Here is a 24415-nt window from a genome sequence, read left to right as displayed (position 1 = left end):
GCCCGCACCCAGCCGAGCTAGTGCCCCGCGCGGCAACCGAATTGCCCCGAGAATCGACATGTCCAACGACAAACGCGCCAAGCCCGAAAAAAGCAAGTATCCGGTCAACCTGCTCGAGACCCCCTTCCCGATGCGCGGCGACCTGCCCAAGCGCGAGCCGCTGTGGGTCAAGCAGTGGCAGGAAAAGCAGATCTACAAGAAGATCCGGGCCGCCCGCAAAGGCGCCAAGAAGTTCATCCTGCACGACGGCCCGCCGTACGCCAATGGCGACATCCACATCGGCCACGCCGTCAACAAGATCCTCAAGGACATGATCGTCAAGGCGCGCGGCCTGTCCGGCCTCGACGCGGTCTACGTGCCGGGCTGGGACTGCCACGGCATGCCGATCGAGATCCAGATCGAAAAGCAGTTCGGCAAGGGCCTGCCGGTGCAGGAAGTCCAGTCGAAGGCGCGCGCCTACGCCACCGAACAGATCGCCCGCCAGAAGCTGGACTTCGAGCGCCTGGGCGTGCTGGGCGACTGGGAACACCCCTACCTGACCATGAACTACAGCAACGAAGCCGACGAGCTGCGCGCGCTGGGCAAGATCATGGAAAAAGGCTACGTGTTCCGCGGCCTCAAGCCGGTGAACTGGTGCTTCGACTGCGGCTCGGCGCTGGCCGAGGCCGAGGTCGAGTACAAGGACAAGACCGACCTCTCGATCGACGTGGGCTTCCCCTTCGCCGAGGCCGACAAGCTCGCGCATGCGTTCAAGCTGCCCGCGGCACAGCTGGCCGCCAAGCCCGGCTGGATCGTGATCTGGACCACCACGCCGTGGACCATCCCGTCCAACCAGGCGCTCAACGTGCACCCGGAAGTGGAGTACGCGCTGGTCGACACGCCGCGCGGCTACCTGATCCTGGCCACCGAGCGTGTCGAGGAACAGCTCAAGGTCTACGAGCTCGAAGGCAGCGTGCTGGCCACCACCACCGGCGCGGCGCTGTCGGAGATCCGCTTCCACCATCCGCTGGCCAAGATGGACGCGGGCTACGACCGCCTCTCGCCGGTCTACCTGGGCGACTACGTCACCACCGATACCGGCACCGGCATCGTGCACTCGGCGCCGGCCTACGGCGTGGAAGACTTCCAGTCGTGCAAGGCGCACGGCATGAAGGACGCCGACATCATCAGCCCGGTGATGGGCGACGGCGTCTACGCCAGCACCCTGGCGCTGTTCGGCGGCGAGAAGATCTGGGACGCCAACCCGAAGATCGTGGACACGCTCAAGGCCTCGGGCAACCTGTTCAACTCGCACAAGTACACCCACAGCTACATGCATTGCTGGCGCCACAAGACGCCGATCATCTACCGCGCCACCTCGCAGTGGTTCGCGGGCATGGACGTGGACCCGGTCGACGATGGCCCCACCCTGCGCGAGACCGCGCTGGCCGGCATCGAGGCTACCGAGTTCTTCCCCGCCTGGGGCAAGCAGCGCCTGCACAACATGATCGCCAACCGGCCCGACTGGACCCTGTCGCGCCAGCGCCAGTGGGGCGTGCCGATGGCCTTCTTCCTGCACAAGGAAACCGGCGCGCTGCACCCGCGCACGCCGGAACTGCTGGAAGAAGTGGCCAGGCGCGTGGAGCAGCACGGCATCGAAGCCTGGCAGACGCTGGACCCGAAGGAGTTGCTCGGCGACGAGGCCGCCCTCTATGAGAAGAACCGCGACACGCTCGATGTCTGGTTCGACTCCGGCACCACGCACTGGAGCGTGATCCGCAGCTCGCACCGGGAAGACCTGTACGATCCGTCGGCCGACCTGCCCGAAGGCCGCCTGGCGGACCTGTACCTGGAAGGCTCGGACCAGCACCGCGGCTGGTTCCACTCCTCGCTGCTGACCGCCTCGATGCTGTATGGCAAGCCGCCCTACAAGGCGCTGCTGACGCACGGCTTCACCGTGGACGGCGAAGGCCGCAAGATGTCGAAGTCGGTCGGCAACACGGTCTCGCCGCAGGATGTGTCGAACAAGATGGGCGCCGAGATCATCCGCCTGTGGGTGGCTTCGACCGACTACTCCGGCGAACTGTCGATCTCCGACGAGATCCTCAAGCGCGTGGTGGAGGGCTATCGCCGCATCCGCAACACGCTGCGCTTCCTGCTGGCCAACCTGGCCGACTACGACCACGCGCAGCATGCGCTGCCGGTGTCGGAATGGCTGGAGATCGACCGCTACGCGGTGGCGCTGGCCGACCGCCTGCAGCGCGAGATCCTGTCGCACTACGACGGCTACGAGTTCCACCCGGTGGTGGCCAAGCTGCAGACGTTCTGCTCGGAAGACCTCGGCGGCTTCTACCTCGACGTGCTCAAGGACCGCCTCTACACCACGGCCGCCGGCTCCAAGGAGCGCCGCGCCGCGCAGAACGCGATCTACCACATCACCCAGGCCATGCTGCACTGGATGGCGCCCTTCCTCTCGTTCACCGCCGAGGAAGCCTGGCAGATCTTCGGCCACGGCACCGAGCACCGCGACACCATCTTCACCAGCACCTACTACGAGGTGCCGGCGGTCGACCAGGCCGACGAGCTGCTGCAGAAGTGGCACGCCATCCGCGAAGTACGCGCGGAAGTCACCAAGCAACTGGAGTCGGTGCGCGTGGACGGCGAGATCGGCTCGTCGCTGCAGGCCGAGGTCACCATCCAGGCCGGCGGCCCCGTGCTGGCCGCGCTGCAAAGCCTGGCCGACGACCTGCGCTTCGTGCTGCTGACCTCCGCCGCCAAGGTGGCGCCCGCGCCGGAAGGCGGCGACCTGCTGGTCACGGTCACGCCGTCGGTGCACGCCAAGTGCGAGCGTTGCTGGCACTACCGCGCCGACGTCGGCCGCGACCCGGCCCACCCTACCCTCTGCGGCCGCTGCGACAGCAACCTGTTCGGCGCCGGTGAACACAGGAGCCACGCCTGATGGCCACCACCACCACGCGTAGCGCGCGCGGCACCAAGCGCGCCAGCAAGGGCAGCAGCACCACGCCGCTGCTGTGGCTGGCGTTCGCCCTGCTGGTGATCGTGCTCGACCAGTTCTTCAAGATCGTCATCGTCCGGACCTTCGCCTACGGCGAGTCGCGTCCCGTGACCGGCTTCTTCAACCTGGTGCTGGTCTACAACAAGGGCGCGGCGTTCAGCTTCCTGGCCGACGCCGGCGGCTGGCAGCGCTGGTTCTTCACCGGGCTCGGCGTGGTGGTGGGACTGTTCATCGTGTGGATGCTGTACCGCCACACCGGCCAGCGCCTGTTCTGCTTCGCGATCTCGCTGATCCTGGGCGGCGCCATCGGCAACGTGGTGGACCGGGTGGCCTACGGCCATGTGATCGACTTCCTCGACTTCCACATGCGCAACTACCACTGGCCCGCGTTCAACGTGGCGGACTGCGCCATCACGGTGGGCGCGGTGCTGCTGATCGTCGATGAACTGCGCCGCGTGCGCCGCCACTGAGGGCGGCCGCCGGCGGCAGGCACGCGCCCCGCTCAATAGCGGATCGCGTACCAGGCATGCTTGAGGTATTCGGCAAGCACGGCGCTGCCCTCGTAGATCACCAGCGAGTTCGTCAGGCTCGCGCCGGGATAGACGCCATGAGCGCCCCACTCGACCTCGCCCCAGGTCTGGCGGAACGATTGCAGGGCCCGGCTGGTGTGATACCAGCTGGTCACCAGCACCGCCTGGCGGGGCGCGAAGCGCTCCAGTTGCGCCCGCGTCATGCGGGCGTTTTCCATGGTGCTGCGCGAAAAGCACTCGTAGCCGATACGCCCGCGCGGCACACCGGCCATGACCAGCCGGCGCACGTTCAACAGGCAGTCTCCGGTGCCGGTGACGAACACGAAGGGCGCCACGCCGGCGTGGTACAGCTCCGCCGCGCCGATCACGCGCTCGCCCGACTCCCCGCCCAGCACCACGATCCAGTCCGCCCGCGCCGGTACGTCCTCGCGCGGCAGCCATTGCCTGGCGAAGGCCAGCAGCAGCACGGCGAGCGCCAGCGCGCAGGCCAGCAACAGCAGGATCAGGTTCTGCAGGCGCAGGGGCCGCTGCGGGCGGTGCTGGCGAAACAAGGGACGTGGCGACATGAGGACGGCGAGGAAGGTGGCTCGGCAGAGGCGGCAACGGGGGCGGGAGCGCCGGTGACGGCGCGCCCGCCAACGCGCACGCGGGCAAGCCGGTATTATTGACGTTTCTCCGGCGCGGCGGAATGCAATCGATGGGCAACCCGGCCGCGGCACCCGGATCACAACTTCGAGCAAAGAGCATATCCATGGATCTGCGAGGCAAGCATCTCGTCCTTGGCATGACCGGCGGCATCGCCTGCTATAAATCGGCCGAGCTGGTCCGCCTGCTGACCAAGGCCGGCGCCACCGTGCAGGTGGTCATGACCGAGGCCGCCACCCAGTTCATCACCCCGGTCACCATGCAGGCGCTGTCCGGCCGCACGGTGTTTACCTCGCAATGGGACGCGCGCGTGGGCAACAACATGGCCCATATCGACCTCTCGCGCGAAGCCGACGCCATCGTGATCGCGCCCGCCTCCACCGATTTCCTTGCACGGCTGGCCCACGGCCTGTGCGACGACCTGCTGTCCACGCTGTGCATCGCGCGCGACTGCCCGCTGCTGGTGGCACCCGCCATGAACCGGCAGATGTGGGCGGCACCGGCGACCCAGCGCAATGCCGCGCAGCTGCGCGCCGACGGCGTGACGGTGCTGGGCCCGGGCAGTGGCGACCAGGCCTGCGGCGAAGTCGGCGACGGCCGCATGCTGGAGCCGGCGGAGCTGGTGGAGGACATCGTCGCATTCTTCCAGCCCAAGCCGCTTTCCGGGCGCCGCGTGGTGATCACCGCCGGACCCACCTTCGAGGCCATCGACCCGGTGCGCGGCATCACCAACCGCTCGTCCGGCAAGATGGGCTTCGCCATTGCGCGCGCGGCCCGCGAGGCCGGCGCCGACGTGATCCTGGTGGCCGGCCCGACCGCCCAGCCGACGCCGCGCGGCGTGGCGCGCACCAACGTGGAAAGCGCCCAGCAGATGCACGACGCGGTGCTGGCGAGCCTGCCCGCCGCCGACGTGTTCATCGCCGTGGCGGCCGTGGCCGACTGGCGCCCGGCCGAGGTGGCCACGCAGAAGCTCAAGAAAGCCAACGACACCGACACGCCGACGCTGCAATTCGTGCAGAACCCGGACATCCTCGCCGCCGTGGCCGCGCGGCCGGACGCGCCCTACTGCGTGGGATTCGCCGCCGAGAGCGAGAAGCTCGAGCAGTACGGCGAACAAAAGCGCCAGCGCAAGAACGTGCCCTTGCTGGTAGGCAATATCGGCCACCACACCTTTGGCCTGGACGACAACGAGATCGTGCTGTTCGATGCCAAGGGCATGACGCGCCTGCCGCGCGCCGACAAGCTGACGCTGGCGCGCGACCTTGTCGCGGCCATCGGCCAGCGCCTGCCCGCCCGCGGCTGAACCCCCTCGCACGAGCCCCGACCATGTCAGAAAGCAAACCCAAGCTGCGCCTCTCGGTGCTGGACCAGAGCCCGGTCATCGCGGGCCATAGCGCGCGCGATGCACTGGCCGCCACGGTGGATCTGGCCCAGGCCGCCGATGCGCTCGGCTACACGCGCTACTGGTGCGCCGAGCACCACGGCCTGCGCGGCGTGTGCAACCCCGCGCCGGAAGTCATGCTGGCGCGCCTGGGCAGCGTCACGCAACGGATCCGGCTGGGCTCGGGCGGCGTGATGCTGCCCTACTACAGTCCCTTCAAGGTGGCAGAGCAATTCCGCATGCTGGAGGGCCTGTTCCCCGGCCGCATCGACCTCGGCGTGGGCCGCGCGCCGGGCGGCGACATGCGCACCGCGCAGGCGGTGGCGATGGGCGACTACAACCGCGGCGACCGCTTTGCCGAGCAGGTGCAGGATCTGTCCTGGCTGGTGCGCGGCGAAGTGCCGCCGGGACATGTCGCCGAGGGCGTGGTGCTGCAGCCGGAGATCGATACCCGGCCCGAGCTCTGGGTGCTGGGTTCGAGCGACTACGGCGGCGCGCTGGCGGCCCGGCTGGGGCTGCGTTTCGCCTTCGCCCATTTCATCAATCCGCATATGGGCCACGCGGTGGCGCGCCATTACCGCGAGGATTTCGCGCCCGCCTATGAAGAGCGGCCGTACAGCGCGGCGGCGATCTTCGTGATCTGCGCCGACACCGAAGCCGAGGCCGCGGAGCTGGAGCGCGCCGTGGACCTGCGCCGGCTGCAGATGGCCTATGGCGTCAACGCGCCGATCCCTTCGCTGGCGCAGGCCGCACAGCACGAACTGACGGAACGCGACCGCCTGATCGTCGAGCGCGAGCGCCCGCGCACCATTTGCGGCACGCCGGAGCAGGTGGCGCAGCGCATGCTGGACCTGCGCGAGCGCTTCGAGGCCGATGAACTGGTGGTGCTGAGCGTGGCCGCGAGCTATGCGGCGCGGCTGCGCACCTACGAGCTGCTGGCGCAGGCCTTCGCGCTCCCGGCGGCCTGAGTCCGGTGGCCGTCCGGGTCCGCTCGGCTATCATCTCGGGTTGCCAACGTTTTTAGTTTTCCGGAACCGACCAGCCATGACCATCGAAGCGAACCCCACCGTCGAAATCAAGGTGCTCGACGCACGCCTGCACGAGTGGGGCCTGCCCGCCTACCAGAGCGACATGGCGGCGGCGATCGACCTGCACGCCTGCCTGGACGCGCCGCTGGCCATCGAGCCCGGCACGCCGGCGCAACTGGTGCCGGCCGGCTTTGCCGTGCACATGGCCAACCCCTATATGGCGGCCACCATCGCGCCGCGCTCGGGGCTGGGCCACAAGAAGGGACTCGTGCTGGGCAATTCCATCGGTGTGATCGATGCAGACTACCAGGGCCCGATCATGGTCAGCGTATGGAACCGCAACGCGCCCGGCACCGAGCCGATCGTGATCCAGCCGGGCGAGCGCATCGCGCAGATGATGTTCGTGCCGGTGCTGCGGCCGGTGTTCAAGACGGTGGAAGATTTCTCCGCCGACACCGCGCGCGGCGCGGGCGGATTCGGCTCGACCGGCGTGCATCACGCCGGCAAGGGCGCCTGAGCGCCCCGGCAGGGATCCGGCGCGCTCAGCGCGCCTGTTCGAACAGCAGCGCCACGCCGCCGGCCACCGAGGCCGGTATCAGGCTTTCTTCGGGGCCCAGGTCCAGTGCGCCCACGCCGGCGGCGCGCCAGCCCGCGCGAGCCGCGGCCAGGTCGCCGGTGCTCAGCCGGATGGCCGCATAGCCCGGCACCGCGCGCCGGACGTGCTCCGTGCCGGTGGCGGCCGGCAGCGCCTGCGGCGTGGTCACCACCAGCGTGGCGCCATCCAGCGCCAGGCTGCAGATGTGATCGCTGAGCTGCGTCATCTCGCCGCCGGTGAGTTCGGCATAGGCGCGGCCAGCCGCTTCCACCAGCGCCGGCGCGACCACCAGGAACATCGCGGCGATACCGGTGGCGCCGTTGGCGTGCGTGGTCCATTCGGGGCGCCACAGCAACTCCGGGGTGCGGTGCTCGCACAAGAAAAAGCGGGCGCCGGGAGCGTCGTCGATGGCGGTGACGCGGAACGTGGCAGGATGCTCGCTGCCGTCGTCCAGGCGCACCGGGCGCGAGAATTCGATCGGATCCGAGGTGTGCCAGCCGCCGCGACGCAGTTGCGCCGAGGCCTCGAAGCTGTCGGCGCTCTTGCAGGACAACGCCGCGCATCCGCCGCCGGCTTGCTGGGCATCCCAGTAATACTGCCGCGTGGGGCTGGGGGCCGTGACATGCAGCAATTCGAGATAGTCGCTCCCCAGCATCACGCAATGGTTTTGCGAGCCGAGCGTATGGTAGCCGCGCGGCGTCAAGGTAAAGCCGAGCCCGCGCCACGCCTGCGCCGCGGCATCGAGGTCTGGGCACACCATCACGGCATGGTCTAGCGGTTCCGTCGTCATCGCTGCCTCGGCAATTCTCTGCAAATCTCTGTCATCAATCGAACTGGATATTGGCCTTGCGCGCCACGGCCTGCCATTTGTCGTGCTCGTGCCGCACCAGGCTGGCGAGTTCGGCGGGGCTGCCACCGACGATCTCGAACCCCTGCGTGGCCAGCGCGTCCATCACGCGCTGCTGGCGCAGCGCGCGCACCAGCGCATCGTGCAGCCGCATCACCGTCGCCTCGGGCAAGCCGGCCGGGCCGAACACGCCGATCCAGGAATAGGCCTCGAAGCCACGGTAGCCCTGCTCGCTCACGGTGGGCAGTTGCGGGAACTGGCGCAGGCGCGTGGTGCCGGTCACGCCCAGCAGCTTGACCGTCTTGGCCGCCACGTGCGCCTGCACGGCGGCATAGCTCGAGAAAAAGACGTCGACTTCGTTGGACAGCACGGCCTGTACCGCCGGGCCACCCCCTTTGTATGGAACATGGAGGAAACGCACCCCGGCTTCCGTCGCCAGGGCTTCCGCAGCCAGCTGGTTCAGGCTGCCGATGCCCGACGACGCATAGTGGATGCTCTCCGGCTTCTCGCGCGCCATCTGCACCAACTCCTTCACATTGGAGGCGGGCAGCGAGGGATTGGCCGCAATCACAAGAGGGAAGCGCACCAGCTGCGAGATCGGCGTGAAATCGCGGAAGGTGTCGTAAGGCAGGTGCTTGTAGGCAAACGGGTTGATCGCGTGGGTATCGAACGCCATCAGCAAGGTGGTGCCGTCCGGCTTGGCGCGCGCCACCGTGCTGGATGCGATCAGGCCACCCGCGCCTGGCTTGTTGTCGATCACCACGGTCTGGCCCAGCAGGCTCTTGAGGCCAGGCTGGAGCTGGCGGGCGACGATGTCGACGCTGCCGCCCGGGGGGAAAGGCAGCACCATCGAGATCGGGTGGCCGGCACCGCCGATTGCGGCTTCGCCACCGGCGGCGGCCAGGCCGGGCACGGGAATCAGGGGCATCGCGCCCAGCGGCAGCGATTTGAGGAGCAGGCGGCGCAGCCGCGAGCAATCGGGTCGGGACATCGGGTACTCAGGCGAATGGCGGGCTCGCGCGGCTGCAGCGGCAGTCGCACCCGGCCATAACAAAAAGGGCGGCATTGCTGCCGCCCTGTATTTTGCCCGAGGATAGCACGGATTGCAGACGACGGCCCGGCCGCCGTCCACACGCCTCAGACTTCTGCCTTCTCGTTTTCCGGCGCCTCCGGCGGTTCCGGCGGTTCGGCCGCAGCCTCCGCGAAGTCCAGCTTGATCTGGTCCTGCTCGTCGAGATCGACCACGACCTTGCCGCCCGAAACCAGCTTGCCGAACAGCAGTTCGTCGGCCAGCGCCTTGCGGATCAGGTCCTGGATCAGGCGCTGCATCGGCCGCGCACCCATCAGCGGATCGAAGCCCTTCTTCGCCAGGAACTTGCGCAGTTTCTCGCTGAAGCTGGCTTCCACCTTCTTCTCGTGGAGCTGTTCCTCGAGCTGCATCAGGAACTTGTCGACCACGCGCAGGATGATTTCCTCGTCCAGCGAGCGGAAGCTGATCATGGCGTCCAGGCGGTTGCGGAACTCCGGCGTGAACATGCGCTTGATGTCGGCCATCTCGTCGCCTTGCTCGCGCGACGAGGTGAAGCCGATGGTGGCGCGGTTCATGGTCTCGGCTCCCGCATTGGTGGTCATGATGATGATCACGTTGCGGAAGTCGGCTCGGCGACCGTTGTTGTCGGTCAGCGCGCCATGGTCCATCACCTGCAGCAGGATATTGAAGATATCCGGATGCGCCTTCTCGATTTCGTCCAGCAGCAGCACGCAGTGCGGCTTCTTGGTGACGGCCTCGGTCAGCAGGCCGCCCTGGTCGAAGCCGACGTAGCCCGGGGGCGCGCCGATCAGCCGGCTCACCGCATGGCGCTCCATGTATTCGGACATGTCGAAGCGCAGCAGCTCGATGCCCATGATGAAGGCGAGCTGCTTGGCGACTTCGGTCTTGCCGACGCCGGTCGGGCCCGAGAACAGGAAGGAGCCGATCGGCTTGTCGGTCTTGCCCAGGCCAGCGCGCGACATCTTGATGGCCGAAGCCAGTGCCTCGATGGCGGGATCCTGGCCGAACACCACCGACTTCAGGTCGCGGTCCAGGGTCTGCAGCTTGCTGCGGTCGTCCTGGTTGACGCTCTGCGGCGGGATGCGGGCGATGCGCGAAACGATGTCCTCGATCTCGCTCTTGCCGATGGTCTTCTTCTGCTTGGACTTCGGCAGGATGCGCTGCGCGGCGCCTGCCTCGTCGATCACATCGATGGCCTTGTCCGGCAGGTGGCGGTCGGTGATGAAGCGGGCCGACAGCTCGGCTGCGGCAGTCAGCGCCGCCGCCGCGTACTTGACGCCGTGGTGCTCCTCGAAGCGCGACTTCAGGCCGCGCAGGATCTGCACGGTCTGGTCGACCGACGGCTCCACCACGTCGATCTTCTGGAAGCGGCGCGACAGTGCCGCGTCTTTCTCGAAGATGCCGCGGTATTCCGTGAAGGTGGTCGCGCCGATGCACTTGAGCTGGCCCGACGACAGCGCCGGCTTGAGCAGGTTGCTGGCGTCCAGCGTGCCGCCCGAAGCGGCGCCCGCGCCGATCAGCGTGTGGATCTCGTCGATGAACAGGATCGCGTTCGGATTGTCCTTGAGCGACTTGAGCACGCCCTTGAGGCGCTGCTCGAAATCGCCGCGGTACTTGGTGCCGGCCAGCAGCGCGCCCATGTCGAGCGAGTACACGACCGCCTTTTCCAGGATGTCGGGCACTTCGTTCTTGGTGATGCGCCACGCCAGGCCTTCCGCGATGGCGGTCTTGCCTACGCCGGCCTCGCCCACCAGCAGCGGGTTGTTCTTGCGCCGGCGGCACAGCACCTGAACCACGCGCTCGACTTCGCTCTCGCGGCCGATCAGCGGATCGATCTTGCCGGCCTTGGCCAGCACGTTCAGGTTCTGGGTGAACTGCTCCAGCGGGCTTTCCTTGCCATCGCCGCCCTCGCCCTCGGCCGTGCCGTCGCCATGCTTGGCCGGCTCGGCCTGGTCCTTGCGGATACCATGGCTGATGAAATTGACCACATCCAGCCGCGTCACGCCCTGCTGCTGGAGGTAGTACACCGCGTGCGAGTCCTTCTCGCCGAAGATCGCGACCAGCACATTGGCGCCGGTCACTTCCTTCTTGCCGTTCGAAGTGGACTGAACGTGCATGATGGCGCGCTGGATCACGCGCTGGAAACCCAGCGTGGGCTGGGTATCCACCTCGTCGGTGCCGGGCACCACCGGGGTGTTGTCCGCGATGAAATTCTTCAGACTGGTGCGCAGATCCTCGATATTGGCTGCGCAGGCGCGCAAGACTTCCGCTGCCGTGGGGTTGTCAAGCAACGCCAATAGCAGGTGCTCCACGGTAATGAACTCGTGGCGTGCCTGCCGCGCTTCAACAAACGCCATGTGCAGGCTGACTTCCAATTCTTGCGCAATCATGCTTCCTCCATCACGCACTGCAACGGATGACCCGCCTGCCGCGCGTGCGTTGACACCAGCTCGACCTTCGTCGCCGCGATATCCCTGGTATAGATACCGCAAACCCCCTTGCCTTCCCGGTGGACGGTCAGCATGATCTGCGTCGCCGTCTCCCGGTCCCTGCTGAAATACTGCTGCAGGATCATCACGACGAACTCCATCGGGGTGAAGTCGTCATTCAGCAGCAGGACCTTGTACATCGCGGGCGGCTTGAGCGCCTGCTCTTTCCGCTCCAGTACGGTGCCTGCTTCGCGTTGTGGGACATTTGCCAGCCGTGTAGCCATGGCTTTATTCTAACCCTTACGCACAACTCTGCAATTTGGGGAAAAGACGCCGGATTCAAGAGGCCGATGCAGCGACCGTCGAAATTCCGGAGATGCCGAATGCATCCGGGTACACCTCGCGGGAGCCGCGGCGCTGCCGGGCTCCAGTCCCCTCCAAAATACCACCGACCGCCGTTCCTTTCCCGCCACACCCTACGGGGAGTGGGGAATCTGCCAACTTGACAGGGGTCAGGTTTGACAGAAGAATCGTTCGCACATTCACGTCTGGTTACGCGAGCCAAAGCAACAAGCCGGACCTGGGTGATCCGTGAGCAGGGAGGCCCACGAATCCGGCGGCGGCGAGTCAGATACAGAAACTGGCCGCCACGCGGTACCCGCAAGTCGTGCCATCGTGCCCGGCCCGGTCTGACCGGTCCGAGCGCGAGGCCGCATGCCGGGTGCCCGGCTGGCCGCGGCGCTTTCCCCCGCTCGTATCCTGCTTTTTCTGTTGGGGGAGTTTATGGCAAGCGGTATCGTCAAATGGTTCAATGACGCCAAGGGCTTTGGGTTCATCAAGCCGGACGACGGCGAAGAGGAACTGTTTGCGCACTTTTCGGCCATCCAGATGAGTGGCTTCAAGACCCTGAAAGAGGGTCAGCGCGTGTCCTTCGAAGTCATCCAGGGGCCCAAGGGCAAACAAGCCACCAATATCCAGGACGGCGCCTGAGGCCTCTGTGCGCGGCCGCACCCGCCGACAGAGCGCGAGGCGGCCACGAAAGGATGCGGGGGAAGCTCTCCCCGGAACGGGATCGGTCCGCGCCCCCCGGACATCGCCTGGCCTAGACAGCCAGCGCGCCATGGACGGAAAAGCAGGCTGAACAGCAGTACGCAACGCATCCGTCAAAAAGCCCGGTCAGGTCAATGCCGGGCTTTTTGTTTGCCATGCGCCGCGCTACACCCAGCCCTCGATGTGCAGCCCGCTGGCCTGCTCGGCCGCCTCCCGCGTGACCGCGCGCACGGTCTGGCCAAAGGTCCAGACATGGCCTTCGGGATCCCGCGCGCCATAGACCCGGTCGCCGTAGAACTGGTCTGCCGGTTCCCTGACGATTTCCGCGCCGGCGGCCCGCGCCCGCTCGCAGTGGGCATCGATCCCCTCCAGCAAGTGAACATGGACCGACTGCGTGTTCATGCCGCCTGCCGCGGCGGGACTGGCGGTGTAATCCGTCCAGGCGCTGCCGATCATGATATAGCCGCCGCCGAAGCGCATCTCGGAATGGACCAGCTTGCCTTCGCGGTCGGTGATGACCATGGCGCGCTCGAAGCCGAACGCCTTTTCCAGCCAGTCCAGGGCCGCGAGCGGGTCGCGGTAATAGAGCGCGGAGCCGAAGGCCGCGCGCCGGAACGGATCTTCCATCATGCCTCCCCGGGCAGTTTCCCTCGACACTGAACAAGCTAGGTAACGCCCTGCCCGATTGCAAGGCGGCCCGGCGCGGCCTCATGAAAAAACCCCGGGCCTGCTTGCGCGGGACCGGGGTTGGTCGGTGTGCGGCGGCGCCTGGGCGGCGCGGAGGCCGGCAGCCGCTTACATATTGTCGATCAAGACCTGGCCAAAGCCCGAGCACGACACCTGGGTCGCGCCTTCCAGCAGGCGGGCGAAGTCATAAGTGACCTTTTTCGACAGGATCGATTTCTCCATCGACGCGATGATCAGGTCGGCAGCTTCGGTCCAGCCCATGTGGCGCAGCATCATTTCGGCGGAAAGGATTTCGGAACCCGGGTTCACGTAGTCCTTGCCGGCATACTTCGGCGCGGTGCCGTGGGTCGCTTCGAACATGGCCACGGAGTCCGACAGATTGGCGCCGGGGGCAATGCCGATGCCGCCGACCTGCGCGGCCAGCGCGTCGGAGATGTAGTCGCCGTTCAGGTTCAGCGTGGCGATCACCGAGTACTCGGCCGGGCGCAGCAGGATCTGCTGCAGGAAGGCGTCGGCAATGGCGTCCTTGATCACGATCTCGCGGCCGGTCTTCGGGTTCTTGAACTTGCACCACGGGCCGCCGTCGATCAGTTCCGCACCGAACTCCTTCTGCGCCAGTTCGTAGGCCCAGTCACGGAAGCCACCTTCGGTGAACTTCATGATGTTGCCCTTGTGCACGATGGTCACCGACGGCTTGTCGTTGTCGATCGCGTACTGGATCGCCTTGCGCACCAGGCGCTGGGTGCCCTGGCGGGAAACCGGCTTGACGCCGATCCCGGAGGTGTCCGGGAAACGGATCTTCTTGACGCCCATTTCATTCTGCAGGAAGGCGATCAGCTTCTTGGCCTGGTCGCTTTCGGCTTCCCATTCGATGCCGGCGTAGATGTCTTCCGAGTTCTCGCGGAAGATGACCATGTCGATCTTCTGCGGCTCGCGCACCGGCGAAGGCACGCCCTTGAAATAGGCGACCGGGCGCAGACAGACGTACAGGTCCAGTTGCTGGCGCAGCGCTACGTTCAGCGAACGGATGCCGCCGCCGACCGGCGTTGTCAGCGGGCCCTTGATCGACACCACGTATTCCTTCAGGGCCGCGAGGGTTTCTTCCGGCAGCCAGACATCGGGACCGTACACCTTGGTGGACTTCTCGCCGGCGTAGATCTCCATCCAGGAAATCTTGCGCTTGCCTGCGTAGGCCTTGGCCACGGCAGCGTCAACCACCTTGATCATCACCGGGGTGATGTCCAGGCCCGTCCCGTCACCCTCGATAAAGGGAATGATCGGATTGTCCGGAACATTCAGCGAAAAATCCTGGTTGACCGTGATCTTTTCGCCGGCCGGAACCTTGATGTGTTGATACATGACGTCTCCAGTGCGGAACGGGGGATTGAAACTGCCGCCAGGCCCGTGACCGGACGGCGAGATGTGGGTGACGCGCGGGGGCATTTTAACGGGGAACGGCATGGCCACGATGCTGCGTCGCATCACGACGGAGCGTCCGCGCGCACCCCGGTGCGCGCAAATCCTCTATCCCTATGTGCAAAATTTGGTCTTATATAAGACATAAGACCGTTTTGTATTATGCAGCAAAATTTCATGATCCGCCATCTCCGCGGCACCCCCGAATCCTGCCACCGCCCCGCAACCGGGCGCCCGGCTGCGGCATACTGGCGCCGGCGGGCGCCCGGCCTGCACCGTTTCCTCGTATCCGCATGACCCTGATTGCCCTGAACAAGCCCTTCGGCACCATGAGCCAGTTTTCCGCCCACCCCACGCGGCCGACGCTGGCCGACTGCGTGGCGCTGCCCGGCGTGTATCCGGCGGGCCGGCTCGACGCCGACAGCGAGGGCCTGCTGCTACTGACCGATGATGGCGCCCTGCAGGCGCGTATCGCGGATCCACACCATAAGTTGCCGAAGACCTACCTGGCCCAGGTGGAGAACATTCCGCAAGACCAAGCGCTCGCGCGCCTGCGCGAGGGCGTCGATCTTGGCGATTTCCGCACGCTGCCGGCACGGGCGCGCTGCATCGAGGAGCCCGTCTTCCTGTGGCCGCGCAATCCGCCGGTGCGGTTTCGCGCCGCCATCCCGACGCAGTGGCTGGAGCTGGAGATCCGCGAAGGGAAAAACCGGCAGGTGCGGCGCATGACGGCGGCGGTGGGCTTTCCCACCCTGCGGCTGGTGCGGCTGAAGATCGGCGCGCTCGACCTGCGCACGCTCGGGCTGGCGCCGGGACAATGGCGCGAAATCGCGCCCGCGGACCTTGGCCTCGACACCCCGGGCTCGCCACGCGCAGGCGCACCAGGCGGGTCCGCCGCCCCTCAGGGACGGCGCCCCGCGCGCCCCCGCCCAGGAAGTTACAAAAATTAACAGAGAGAAGGTCAACGACTCACCACTCGGTTTCGTTTTTGACACTGACGCGTCGCATACGAGTCACTCTTTCGAATCGAATTCAACCTTCCAAGGTAGATAGCATGAACAAACTGATCGCTGCTCTGGTTGCCGGCCTGTTCGCCACCGGCGCTTTCGCCCAAGCCGCCGCTCCCGCACCGGCAGCACCGGCTGCCGCAGCACCGGCAGCTGAAGCTCCGGCCGCAAAGCCCGCGACCAAGAGCACCAAGAAGACCCACAAGAAGCACGCTCACAACAAGACCAAGGCTGCTCCGGCTGCCAAGACCGAAGCTGCTCCCCAGTAAGCGCATTGCTGGCACGCCGGGTCCTTTGGGTCCGGCATGAGAGAGGCAGGCTGCCCGTCGGGTGCCTGCCTTTTTTGTTGTCCGCCCCGGCGTGCCGCGCGCGTGGCACGCCCGTGCAACGCGGCGAAATATGCGAGCCAGCCGCCCGCCTCGCAGCTGCGTTATGCTGGCGGCTGTCCTGAACCCGTCATACGCCGCCTCCCTTTCATGCGCCCTGTCCTCCCGTTACTTCTCGCCGGCGGCTGCGCCGTTGCCGCCCTGACTTCCGCGTTTGCCCAGGCGCAGGCCAGCCTGCCGGTCAGGCAGCTCACCGCAGGCATGTACGCGATCAAGGCGGAGATTGCCGCCACGCCGGAATCCCGCGAACTCGGGCTGATGTACCGCAAGACCATGCCCGCCAACGAGGGCATGCTCTTTGTCTTCGAGGAGAAGGCAGGGCATTGCTTCTGGATGAAGAACACCGACCTGCCGCTGTCGATCGCCTTCCTCGCCGATGATGGCGCCATCGTCAATATCGAGGACATGGCGCCGCAGACGGAAGACAACCATTGCCCGCGCGCAGCCGTGCGCTATGCGCTGGAAATGAACAAGGGATGGTTTGCGCAGAAGGGCCTGAAGGCCGGCGCGAAGATCGGCGGCCTGCCGCAGCCGCGCTGAAGGCGCAGGGCGCGGCGGTCCGGCCGCCGCGCCCTGCGACGAGATCAGTCGCGGAAGTTGTTGAAGTCCAGCGGCGCCTCGGGAACGTCCTTGCGCAGCAGGGCGATCACGCTCTGCAGGTCGTCGCGCTTGGTGCCGGACACGCGCACCGCATCGCCCTGGATGCTGGCCTGCACCTTGATCTTGCTGTCCTTGATCATCCGCACGATCTTCTTGGCCAGGTCGCCGGTGACGCCCTTCTTGATGGTGATGACCTGCTTGACCTTGTCGCCACTGATCTTGTCGGTCTTGCCGTAGTCGAGGAAGCGCACGTCCACATTGCGCTTGGCCATCTTGCTGATGAGCACGTCCTTGACCTGGCCGAGCTTGAAATCGTCATCGGCGAAGGCGGTCAGCTCGTTTTCCTTGTGCTCGACCCGGGCGTCCGATCCCTTGAAGTCGAAACGGGTGGTGATCTCCTTGTTGGCCTGTTCGACCGAGTTCTTCACCTCGACCATATTCGCTTCGCACACTACGTCAAACGACGGCATTGCATTCTCCTTTGTCTTGCGTGTTGCTGATGTTGCTGATGTTGCGGTGTAGCGCCGTTCGCCCGCAGCGGCAGGCCGATGGCGGCGCTTACGTATAATCCAGCCTACCCTGCAGTCCGGCGCCGCCGCGCGGCCGCCGCTTCACCTTTCCCTTGCATGGCAGATTTCCACGAATTTTATCCCCTGCGCCGCCACAATACATTCGGATTCGACGTGCGCGCGCGCTTCGCCGTCCATGTGCGCAGCGAAGCCGACCTGCTGCATGCGCTGGCGGATCCCCGCGCGCATGGCTTGCCGCTGGTGGTGCTGGGCGGCGGCAGCAATGTGGTGCTGACGCAGGACCTGGATGCCCTGGTCCTGCTGATGGAAATCCCCGGCTACACCGTGAGCGCGGCCGACGATACCTTCCTGGTGACCGCCGGCGCCGGCGAGAACTGGCACGCGCTGGTCTGCCGCACGGTCGCCGACGGCATGCCCGGCCTGGAAAACCTGGCGCTGATTCCCGGCACGGCGGGCGCCGCGCCGATCCAGAACATCGGCGCCTACGGCGTGGAACTGCGCGAGCGCTTCGAGCGCCTGCGCGCATGGGACCGCCGCGCCGGCGAATTCGTCGACCTGACGCTGGACCAGTGCCGTTTCGCCTATCGCGACAGCCTGTTCAAGGGCGAGGGCCGCGACCGCTACATCATCACCGCCGTCACGCTGCGCCTGCCGCGACCGTGGCAGCCGGTGCTCGGCTACGCGGAGCTCGCGCGGGAAGTCGCGCAGGATCCGGCCGCGCCGGCCACGGCCAGCCGCATCCGCGATGCCGTCATCGCCATCCGCTCGCGCAAGCTGCCCGACCCGGCCGAAATCGGCAACGCGGGCAGCTTCTTCAAGAATCCGGTGGTCGGCGCCGGGCAACGCGATGCGCTGCTGGCGCAGCACCCCGGCCTGGTCAGCCATGCCCAGCCGGACGGCAGCTACAAGCTGGCAGCCGGCTGGCTGATCGACCAGTGCGGGTTCAAGGGCCTGAGCGACGGCGCGGTCGGCGTCTACGGCAAACAGGCCCTGGTGCTGGTGCACCACGGCGGCGGCAGCGGGCAGGAACTGCTGGCGCTGGCAAGCCGCATCGCCGATACCGTGGCGGCGCGCTTTGGCGTGCGCATCGAGCCCGAGCCGGTCGTCCTGTAAGAGCGGCGCAGCCGGGCCCGGCTGCGCTGCCGTTCTTCAGGCGAAGTGGCAGACGTAGTCCAGGGTTTCCTGCACGTCGATGTCGAAGCTGCTGTTGCCCGGCACATTGAACTGCTGGCCTGCGCCGTACGTGTTCCATTGCTCCTCGCCCGCCAGGCGCACGCGGCAGCTGCCCGCGTTGATTTCCATGATTTCCGGCGCGCCCGTGCCGAAGGTCAGCGTGGCGGGGAAGATCACGCCCAGCGTCTTGCGGGTGCCATCCGGGAACAGCACGGTGTGGCTGACGCACTTGCCGTCGAAGTAGAGGTTGGCTTTCTTGACGACGGAAACGTTGTCGAACTGGCTCATGCTTTTTCTCCTTTGATGCGGGTTCTGGGTGTCTGGATGGGCGGCACGGCGACGCGGGCGCGGCGCAAAAAAGGGGCCGTGACGGCCCCTCTTCCTTGCTGCCACGCCCGGACCGTGCCGGGGCGGGATCAACTCGCCTTATTCGCCACGCTGGCGACGGGCGTTTTCAGCGATGCGCATGCGCAGCGCATTGAGCTTGATGAAGCCGCCGGCGTCGGCCTGGTTGTAGGCGCCGCCGTCGTCGTCGAAGGTCGCGATGGTCTTGTCGAACAGCGTGTCCTTCGAATCGCGCGCGACCACGATCACGTTGCCCTTGTACAGCTTCACGCGAACCCAGCCGTTGACCTTGGCCTGGGTATGGTCGATCAGGACCTGCAGCGCGCGGCGCTCCGGGCTCCACCAGTAGCCGTTGTAGATCAGGCTGGCGTAGCGCGGCATCAGGTCGTCCTTCAGGTGCGCGACTTCGCGGTCGAGCGTGATCGACTCGATGGCGCGGTGGGCCTTCAGGATGATGGTGCCGCCGGGGGTTTCGTAGCAGCCGCGGCTCTTCATGCCGACGTAGCGGTTTTCCACCAGGTCCAGGCGGCCGATGCCGTGCTTGCCGCCCAGGCGGTTCAGCTCGGTCAGCACTTCGGCCGGGGTCATGCGCTTGCCGTTCAGGCCGACGATGTCGCCGCCCTCAAACTCGACGTCCAGGTATTCGGCCGCGTCCGGTGCGTTCTCCGGCGACACGGTCCAGCGCCACATGTCTTCCTCGGCCTCGGCCTTGGGATCTTCCAGGTGGCGGCCTTCGAAGGAGATATGCAGCAGGTTGGCGTCCATCGAGTACGGCGCGCCGCCCTTCTTGTGCTTCATGTCGATGTCGATGCCGGCCTTTTCAGCGTAGGCCAGCAGCTTTTCGCGCGACAGCAGGTCCCATTCGCGCCACGGGGCGATGACCTTCACGCCCGGCTCGAGGCCGTAATAGCCCAGTTCGAAGCGGACCTGGTCGTTGCCCTTGCCGGTGGCGCCGTGCGACACGGCATCCGCGCCGGTGCTGCGCAGGATCTCGATCTGGCGCTTGGCGATCAGCGGACGCGCGATCGAGGTGCCCAGCAGGTATTCGCCTTCGTAGACCGCGTTGGCGCGGAACATCGGGAAGACGAAGTCGCGCACGAACTCTTCACGCAGGTCGTCGATGAAAATGTTTTCCGGCTTGATGCCGAACTTGAGCGCCTTCTGGCGGGCAGGTTCGAGTTCCTCGCCCTGGCCGATGTCGGCGGTGAAGGTCACGACCTCGCATTGATAGGTGTCTTGCAGCCACTTCAGGATCACCGAAGTGTCCAGCCCGCCGGAGTAGGCAAGCACGACTTTCTTGATATCGCTCATGTTCGACTCGATGCGCAAAGTAAGCGCGGCCGGCATGGTTGCCGGACACGCGAGAGATTGATGCGGAAAACCGCTATTTTGACACGTCCGCCCGGGCTTGGGCGGCACTTGCGGCCCTCAGGCGGCGCGGGGTCGCCGCCCCGGCGTGACCGATGTGCGCCATGCGCTGCGCACGGCGCCTCCGGCCGGCCCTGCTCAGTAACGGCCGCAGAGCAGGTATTCCATCAGGGCCTTCTGCACGTGCAGGCGGTTCTCGGCCTCTTCCCACACCACGCTCTTGGGCCCGTCGATCACCGCCGCTTCGACTTCCTCGCCGCGGTGGGCGGGCAGGCAGTGCATGAACAGCGCGTCGGGGCCGGCGCGGTCCATCATGGCCGTGGTCACCATCCAGTCCTGGAAGGCGCGCTTGCGCACGTCGTTCTCGGCCTCGAAGCCCATGCTGGTCCACACGTCGGTGGTGACCAGGTCCGCGCCCTGGCAGGCGGCCAGCGGATCGGCAAATACCTTGACCAGGTGCGCGGCCGAAGGCGGCACCATGGCCGGGTCGAGCTGGTAGCCCGGCGGCGCCGAGAAATGGAAGGTGAAGCCAAGCCGCTCGGCCGCCTGGATCCAGGTGTAGGCCATGTTGTTGGCGTCGCCGATCCAGGCCACGATCTTGCCGCGGATACTGCCGCGCTGCTCTATATAGGTGAACACATCCGCCAGCACCTGGCAGGGATGGTATTCGTTGGTCAGGCCGTTGATCACCGGCACGCGCGAATGCGCGGCGAAACGCTCGATGATCTCCTGGCCGAAGGTGCGGATCATGATGATGTCGACCATGCGCGAGATCACCTGCGCCGCATCCTCGATCGGCTCGCCGCGCCCGAGCTGGGAATCGCGGGTGTTCAGGAAGACCGCATGGCCACCCAACTGGTGGATGCCGGCCTCGAACGACAGGCGCGTGCGCGTCGAATTCTTCTCGAAGATCATGGACAGCGTGCGGTCGTGCAACGGGTGCCATGTCTCGTAATTCTTGAACTTGGCCTTCAGAATCCGCGCGCGGTCCAGCAGGTACTCATACTCGTCGGGAGTCAGGTCGCTGAACTGGAGGTAATGCTTGATCGAAGTTGGGCTCATAAAACAAAGAAGGCGGCTCGGTTGGGGCACACCGTCATGAAGGATTCATGACCCGAGCATGCCGCGGAGCCGCCTTTCGCGTCGCTTGCGCAATTTAACTGTAAGAATCATAAGGGATTATTTCTGCTTTGGCGAGCCTGCGGCGCGCGGAGGACCGGCGCCGGAGCTTATGCGCCAGTCTTATATAAGATATAATACTGGCTGATTCACGCGGGGCCAGGCATACCCATGCCCCCGCCCGCTGCCGGYATCAAAAGTGCCCCCGCCGACACCGACGCCCCCGCTGCCCCTGGCCGGAAAAGAAACGAACCAAACGTTTCCTGGCCGCGTCAAAAGGGCTTCCGTCTGGTCAAGTCTGGCGGGTTTACCGTCGAGTCACCCGTCTTATCCCCGCAGTCCAATGAAGCCCATCGTTCGCGAATATTTCATCCAAGGCATTACCAAGGAAGGCAAGACCTTCCGTCCAAGCGACTGGGCTGAACGGCTGTGTGGCGTGATGGCGCAATTCCGCCCCGAAGGGGACACCGGGGATCCACGCCTCACCTACTCCCCTTACGTGCGGCCCGTGATGACCAGCAACGTGAAGACCGTGGTGGTGGACGCGCGCCTGCGCGACATCGAACCCAAGGCGCTAGACTTCGTGCTCAACTTCGCGCGCGACAACGACCTGCAACTGGTCGAGGCCTGCTCGCTCGAGTAAGCGGGCGGGGCCGGCCGGTCGCCCCGCAGCGGCGGCACCGGCGTGAACGGCGATGCGCCCGGCGAAGGGATAGCGAAGCGACAAGGAAAGGCGCGGCAACGGCAAAGAGAAGCGGAAAATAAAAAAGCTCGTCGAATGACGAGCTTTTTTATCGTGCGGAATCGCGCAATGCGATTCGCGCTCCCGGCTTGCCACCGGACCGCCGCGCTACGTACCCACCAGAAGGCCGGTATGGAACACGATGGCCGGCGTGGTGCCGGAAGGCGCCTGGCATGCGCCGGGCGCAGCGGCTGCTATCAGGCAGCCATCGACTTGATGGCCGACGACAGGCGCGACTTGTGGCGTGCAGCCTTGTTCTTGTGCACGATCTTCTTGTCGGCGATGGCGTCGATGATCGATTGCGAGTTCTTGAAGATCTCGGCGGCGGCGGCCTTGTCGCCAGCTTCGATCGCCTTGCGGACGGCCTTCACGGCGGTGCGCAGACGCGAGCGCAGGCTGGAGTTGTGAGCGTTTTGGGCGACGGCCTGGCGAGCGCGCTTACGGGCTTGTGCGGAATTTGCCATTTAAGTAGATATCCTGAATTCAGATGCGTGCCCCACGGACAAAACCGCAGACACAATTAAGTGCACATCAAGCGACCCGGGATGCACTGGCACACGAATCCGGAACGCAACTATCCTTGTGAATCGGCAATTATACACAGAAGAAAAAGCAGCTGGCAAGCCGGACCACGTCCGAACACTGGCGGGGTGACGCAAACGGCCGCGGACGGGGAGCCGCCGGGCCAAACCGTATAATACGCGCCACACCGGCCCCGCCCCGCGTGGCCCCGATGCAACTTTGGCGCGCGCCCGGCGTCTCAAGCCGGTCCGCCCGGTGGCACGCAGCATGCCACCGCCGCCTCTCCCCTTGCCGCCGACCCATCTTGAACCTGCTCAAAGCGCTCGCCACCATCAGCAGCCTGACGATGCTGTCGCGCATCACCGGCCTCGTGCGCGAGATCCTGATCGCCCGGGCCTTCGGTGCCTCGGACATGACCGACGCCTTCAATGTGGCGTTCCGCATCCCCAACCTGCTGCGGCGCATTTTCGGCGAAGGCGCGTTCTCGCAGGCCTTCGTGCCGATCCTGGGCGAATATCACAGCAAGCGCGGCGAAGGCGAGACCCGCGCCCTGATCGACGCAGTCGCCACGGTGATGACCTGGGTGCTGATGGGCGTGTCGCTGCTCGGCGTGATCGGCGCGCCGCTGGTGATGCTGGTGGTCGCTACCGGCTTCCACCGGCAAGGCGGCGAGACCTACGACGCGGCGGTCTTCATGACCCGGGTGATGTTCCCGTACATCGGCCTGATCTCGCTGGTGGCGCTGGCCTCGGGCATCCTCAATACCTGGCGCCGCTTTGCCATGCCGGCCTTCACGCCGGTGCTGCTCAACCTGTGCCTGATCGTGGCCGCGCTGTTCGTCGGGCCGCACATGGCGCAGCCGATCTACGCGCAGGCGTGGGGCGTGCTGGTGGGCGGCATCCTGCAGCTGGCGGTGCAGGTCCCCGCGCTGCGGCGGCTCGGCGTCATGCCGCGCCTGACCTTCGACCTGCGCGCGGCCTGGTCGGACCCCGGCGTGCGCCGCGTCATGCGGCAGATGGCACCGGCGCTGCTGGCGGTCTCGGTGGCGCAGATCAGCCTGATCATCAATACCAATATCGCCTCGCGCCTGGCCGCGGGCAGCGTGTCCTACCTGACCTACGCCGACCGCCTGATGGAGTTTCCCACCGCGCTGCTGGGCGTGGCGCTGGGGACCATCCTGCTGCCCAGCCTGTCCAAGGCCAGCGCAGACGACAACCGCGCCGAATACTCCGGCCTGCTCGACTGGGGCCTGCGCCTGACCTTCCTGCTGGCCGTGCCGTGCGCGGTGGGGCTGTTCGTGTTCGGCGCGCCGCTGACCGCGGTGCTGTTCAACTACGGCAAGTTCGACGCCCACGCGGTGGAAATGACGCGCCAGGCGCTGGTTTCCTACGGCACGGGCCTGCTCGGACTGATCCTGATCAAGATCCTGGCGCCGGGCTTCTACGCGCGCCAGGATATCCGCACGCCGGTCAAGATCGCCTTGCTGGTGCTGGTGATCACGCAGCTGTCCAACTATGTGTTCGTGCCGCGCTTCGGCCATGCCGGGCTGGCGCTGTCGATCAGCTTCGGCGCCACGGTCAACGCGCTGCTGCTGTTCCTGGGCCTGCGCAAACGCGGTTTCTACACGCCGGCCAAGGGCTGGCTGCTGTTCCTGGCCCAGCTGCTGACTGCGGTCCTGTTGCTGGCCGGCATGCTGCTGTGGTTCGCGCGTACCTTCGACTGGGTGGCCCTGGGTGCCACGCCGCTGTTGCGCATCGCGCTGCTCGCTTCCTGCCTGGTACTTGCAGCGGTCGTCTACTTCGGTACACTGTGGCTCATGGGGCTGAGATACTCCGCATTCAAGCGGAGAGCCGGCTAGGAAGCCCCGCCTGTCTATCGGCCGGATGCAGCGGCGCCGTATGCGTGCGTACGCGCCGCACAGAACCGGGAGACAGCGCGCGGTACAGGGTCAAGGCAGTCGAGGTCGTGC

Annotated in this window: 24 protein-coding genes; 12 read left to right on the top strand and 12 right to left on the bottom strand. The window is 66.2% G+C overall.

What is annotated here, in order from left to right; all coding sequences use genetic code 11:
* The first annotated feature begins 58 nt into the window (after positions 1-58).
* A complete protein-coding gene (ileS, locus tag AB4Z48_RS23975; protein ID WP_441618545.1) occupies positions 59-2938 on the top strand; it encodes an isoleucine--tRNA ligase in 2880 nt (959 codons plus the stop codon).
* Positions 2938-3465, top strand: a complete 528-nt coding sequence (lspA, locus tag AB4Z48_RS23970) for a signal peptidase II (protein WP_441618543.1) — start codon at positions 2938-2940, stop codon at positions 3463-3465. The genes ileS and lspA overlap by 1 nt, the downstream gene beginning before the upstream one ends.
* A gap of 32 nt (positions 3466-3497) precedes the next feature.
* On the opposite strand, the gene AB4Z48_RS23965 is transcribed toward lspA, so the two are convergent.
* Positions 3498-4091: a YdcF family protein gene (locus AB4Z48_RS23965; RefSeq protein ID WP_441618541.1), complete on the bottom strand. Its 594-nt coding sequence runs from the start codon at positions 4089-4091 to the stop codon at positions 3498-3500.
* Positions 4092-4276: 185 nt separating this feature from the next.
* Here AB4Z48_RS23965 and coaBC point away from each other — a divergent pair, with 185 nt between their 5' ends.
* The 3 genes from coaBC (at position 4277) to dut (ending at position 7096) form a co-directional block, all read left to right on the top strand.
* Complete coding sequence (coaBC, locus tag AB4Z48_RS23960; protein ID WP_441618539.1) at positions 4277-5473, top strand: bifunctional phosphopantothenoylcysteine decarboxylase/phosphopantothenate--cysteine ligase CoaBC; 1197 nt, start codon at positions 4277-4279, stop codon at positions 5471-5473.
* Between the two features lie 23 nt (positions 5474-5496).
* A complete protein-coding gene (locus AB4Z48_RS23955; RefSeq protein ID WP_441618537.1) occupies positions 5497-6519 on the top strand; it encodes an LLM class flavin-dependent oxidoreductase in 1023 nt (340 codons plus the stop codon).
* A gap of 76 nt (positions 6520-6595) precedes the next feature.
* Positions 6596-7096, top strand: a complete 501-nt coding sequence (gene dut / locus AB4Z48_RS23950; protein ID WP_441618535.1) for a dUTP diphosphatase — start codon at positions 6596-6598, stop codon at positions 7094-7096.
* A 25-nt stretch (positions 7097-7121) separates the two neighbouring features.
* Here dut and AB4Z48_RS23945 read toward each other — a convergent pair whose 3' ends face one another.
* From AB4Z48_RS23945 to clpS, 4 genes are all read right to left on the bottom strand, one after another.
* Positions 7122-7964 carry a VOC family protein gene (locus AB4Z48_RS23945; RefSeq protein ID WP_441618533.1) on the bottom strand — a complete coding sequence of 281 codons (843 nt, stop codon included), beginning with the start codon at positions 7962-7964 and terminating at the stop codon, positions 7122-7124.
* A 34-nt stretch (positions 7965-7998) separates the two neighbouring features.
* Entirely contained in the window at positions 7999-9012 is a 1014-nt protein-coding gene (locus AB4Z48_RS23940) for a Bug family tripartite tricarboxylate transporter substrate binding protein (RefSeq protein ID WP_441618531.1), read from the bottom strand.
* Between the two features lie 146 nt (positions 9013-9158).
* Positions 9159-11462, bottom strand: coding sequence for an ATP-dependent Clp protease ATP-binding subunit ClpA (gene clpA, locus AB4Z48_RS23935; RefSeq protein ID WP_441618529.1), 2304 nt, complete (start codon positions 11460-11462; stop codon positions 9159-9161).
* Positions 11459-11785, bottom strand: a complete 327-nt coding sequence (gene clpS / locus AB4Z48_RS23930) for an ATP-dependent Clp protease adapter ClpS (RefSeq protein ID WP_006157525.1) — start codon at positions 11783-11785, stop codon at positions 11459-11461. Before clpS ends, clpA begins: the two co-directional genes overlap by 4 nt.
* A gap of 499 nt (positions 11786-12284) precedes the next feature.
* On the opposite strand from clpS, the gene AB4Z48_RS23925 reads away from it, so the two are divergent.
* Positions 12285-12491: a cold-shock protein gene (locus AB4Z48_RS23925; RefSeq protein WP_441618726.1), complete on the top strand. Its 207-nt coding sequence runs from the start codon at positions 12285-12287 to the stop codon at positions 12489-12491.
* 225 nt (positions 12492-12716) lie between these two features.
* Here the strand turns inward: AB4Z48_RS23925 and AB4Z48_RS23920 are convergent, their stop codons facing one another.
* Together AB4Z48_RS23920 and icd are read right to left on the bottom strand one after the other, a co-directional pair.
* Positions 12717-13178: a VOC family protein gene (locus AB4Z48_RS23920; protein WP_441618724.1), complete on the bottom strand. Its 462-nt coding sequence runs from the start codon at positions 13176-13178 to the stop codon at positions 12717-12719.
* Positions 13179-13346: 168 nt separating this feature from the next.
* Complete coding sequence (gene icd / locus AB4Z48_RS23915; RefSeq protein WP_441618527.1) at positions 13347-14597, bottom strand: NADP-dependent isocitrate dehydrogenase; 1251 nt, start codon at positions 14595-14597, stop codon at positions 13347-13349.
* Positions 14598-14947: 350 nt separating this feature from the next.
* On the opposite strand from icd, the gene AB4Z48_RS23910 reads away from it, so the two are divergent.
* The 3 genes from AB4Z48_RS23910 (at position 14948) to AB4Z48_RS23900 (ending at position 16587) form a co-directional block, all read left to right on the top strand.
* Positions 14948-15604: a pseudouridine synthase gene (locus AB4Z48_RS23910; RefSeq protein ID WP_441618525.1), complete on the top strand. Its 657-nt coding sequence runs from the start codon at positions 14948-14950 to the stop codon at positions 15602-15604.
* Between the two features lie 104 nt (positions 15605-15708).
* Positions 15709-15930: a hypothetical protein gene (locus AB4Z48_RS23905; protein ID WP_441618523.1), complete on the top strand. Its 222-nt coding sequence runs from the start codon at positions 15709-15711 to the stop codon at positions 15928-15930.
* Positions 15931-16137: 207 nt separating this feature from the next.
* A complete protein-coding gene (locus AB4Z48_RS23900) occupies positions 16138-16587 on the top strand; it encodes a DUF192 domain-containing protein (RefSeq protein ID WP_441618521.1) in 450 nt (149 codons plus the stop codon).
* A gap of 44 nt (positions 16588-16631) precedes the next feature.
* On the opposite strand, the gene AB4Z48_RS23895 is transcribed toward AB4Z48_RS23900, so the two are convergent.
* Complete coding sequence (locus tag AB4Z48_RS23895; RefSeq protein ID WP_441618519.1) at positions 16632-17117, bottom strand: YajQ family cyclic di-GMP-binding protein; 486 nt, start codon at positions 17115-17117, stop codon at positions 16632-16634.
* A 156-nt stretch (positions 17118-17273) separates the two neighbouring features.
* On the opposite strand from AB4Z48_RS23895, the gene murB reads away from it, so the two are divergent.
* On the top strand, positions 17274-18290 hold the full coding sequence (gene murB, locus AB4Z48_RS23890) for a UDP-N-acetylmuramate dehydrogenase (protein WP_441618517.1): 1017 nt from the start codon (positions 17274-17276) through the stop codon (positions 18288-18290).
* A gap of 36 nt (positions 18291-18326) precedes the next feature.
* Here the strand turns inward: murB and ppnP are convergent, their stop codons facing one another.
* The 3 genes from ppnP to argF all read right to left on the bottom strand — a co-directional run bounded on the left by ppnP (position 18327) and on the right by argF (position 21125).
* Complete coding sequence (gene ppnP, locus AB4Z48_RS23885; RefSeq protein ID WP_441618515.1) at positions 18327-18638, bottom strand: pyrimidine/purine nucleoside phosphorylase; 312 nt, start codon at positions 18636-18638, stop codon at positions 18327-18329.
* Positions 18639-18776: 138 nt separating this feature from the next.
* Positions 18777-20006: an argininosuccinate synthase gene (locus tag AB4Z48_RS23880; protein ID WP_043349357.1), complete on the bottom strand. Its 1230-nt coding sequence runs from the start codon at positions 20004-20006 to the stop codon at positions 18777-18779.
* Positions 20007-20201: 195 nt separating this feature from the next.
* Entirely contained in the window at positions 20202-21125 is a 924-nt protein-coding gene (gene argF / locus AB4Z48_RS23875) for an ornithine carbamoyltransferase (RefSeq protein WP_441618513.1), read from the bottom strand.
* A gap of 400 nt (positions 21126-21525) precedes the next feature.
* Between argF and AB4Z48_RS23870 the strand changes: the two genes are divergently transcribed.
* Positions 21526-21825, top strand: a complete 300-nt coding sequence (locus AB4Z48_RS23870) for a DUF3579 domain-containing protein (RefSeq protein WP_441618511.1) — start codon at positions 21526-21528, stop codon at positions 21823-21825.
* 296 nt (positions 21826-22121) lie between these two features.
* On the opposite strand, the gene rpsT is transcribed toward AB4Z48_RS23870, so the two are convergent.
* On the bottom strand, positions 22122-22388 hold the full coding sequence (gene rpsT / locus AB4Z48_RS23865) for a 30S ribosomal protein S20 (protein WP_006157537.1): 267 nt from the start codon (positions 22386-22388) through the stop codon (positions 22122-22124).
* Between the two features lie 362 nt (positions 22389-22750).
* Here rpsT and murJ point away from each other — a divergent pair, with 362 nt between their 5' ends.
* Positions 22751-24304 (top strand): murein biosynthesis integral membrane protein MurJ, encoded by a 1554-nt coding sequence (gene murJ, locus AB4Z48_RS23860; protein ID WP_441618509.1) that lies wholly within the window; start codon positions 22751-22753, stop codon positions 24302-24304.
* Positions 24305-24415: the final 111 nt, after the last annotated feature.

This window comes from Cupriavidus sp. 2TAF22 (assembly GCF_052115045.1).
GTDB lineage: Bacteria > Pseudomonadota > Gammaproteobacteria > Burkholderiales > Burkholderiaceae > Cupriavidus.
The sequence above is the reverse complement of the archived record's forward strand: the minus strand, read 5'-3'. Positions and strand labels throughout refer to the sequence as shown.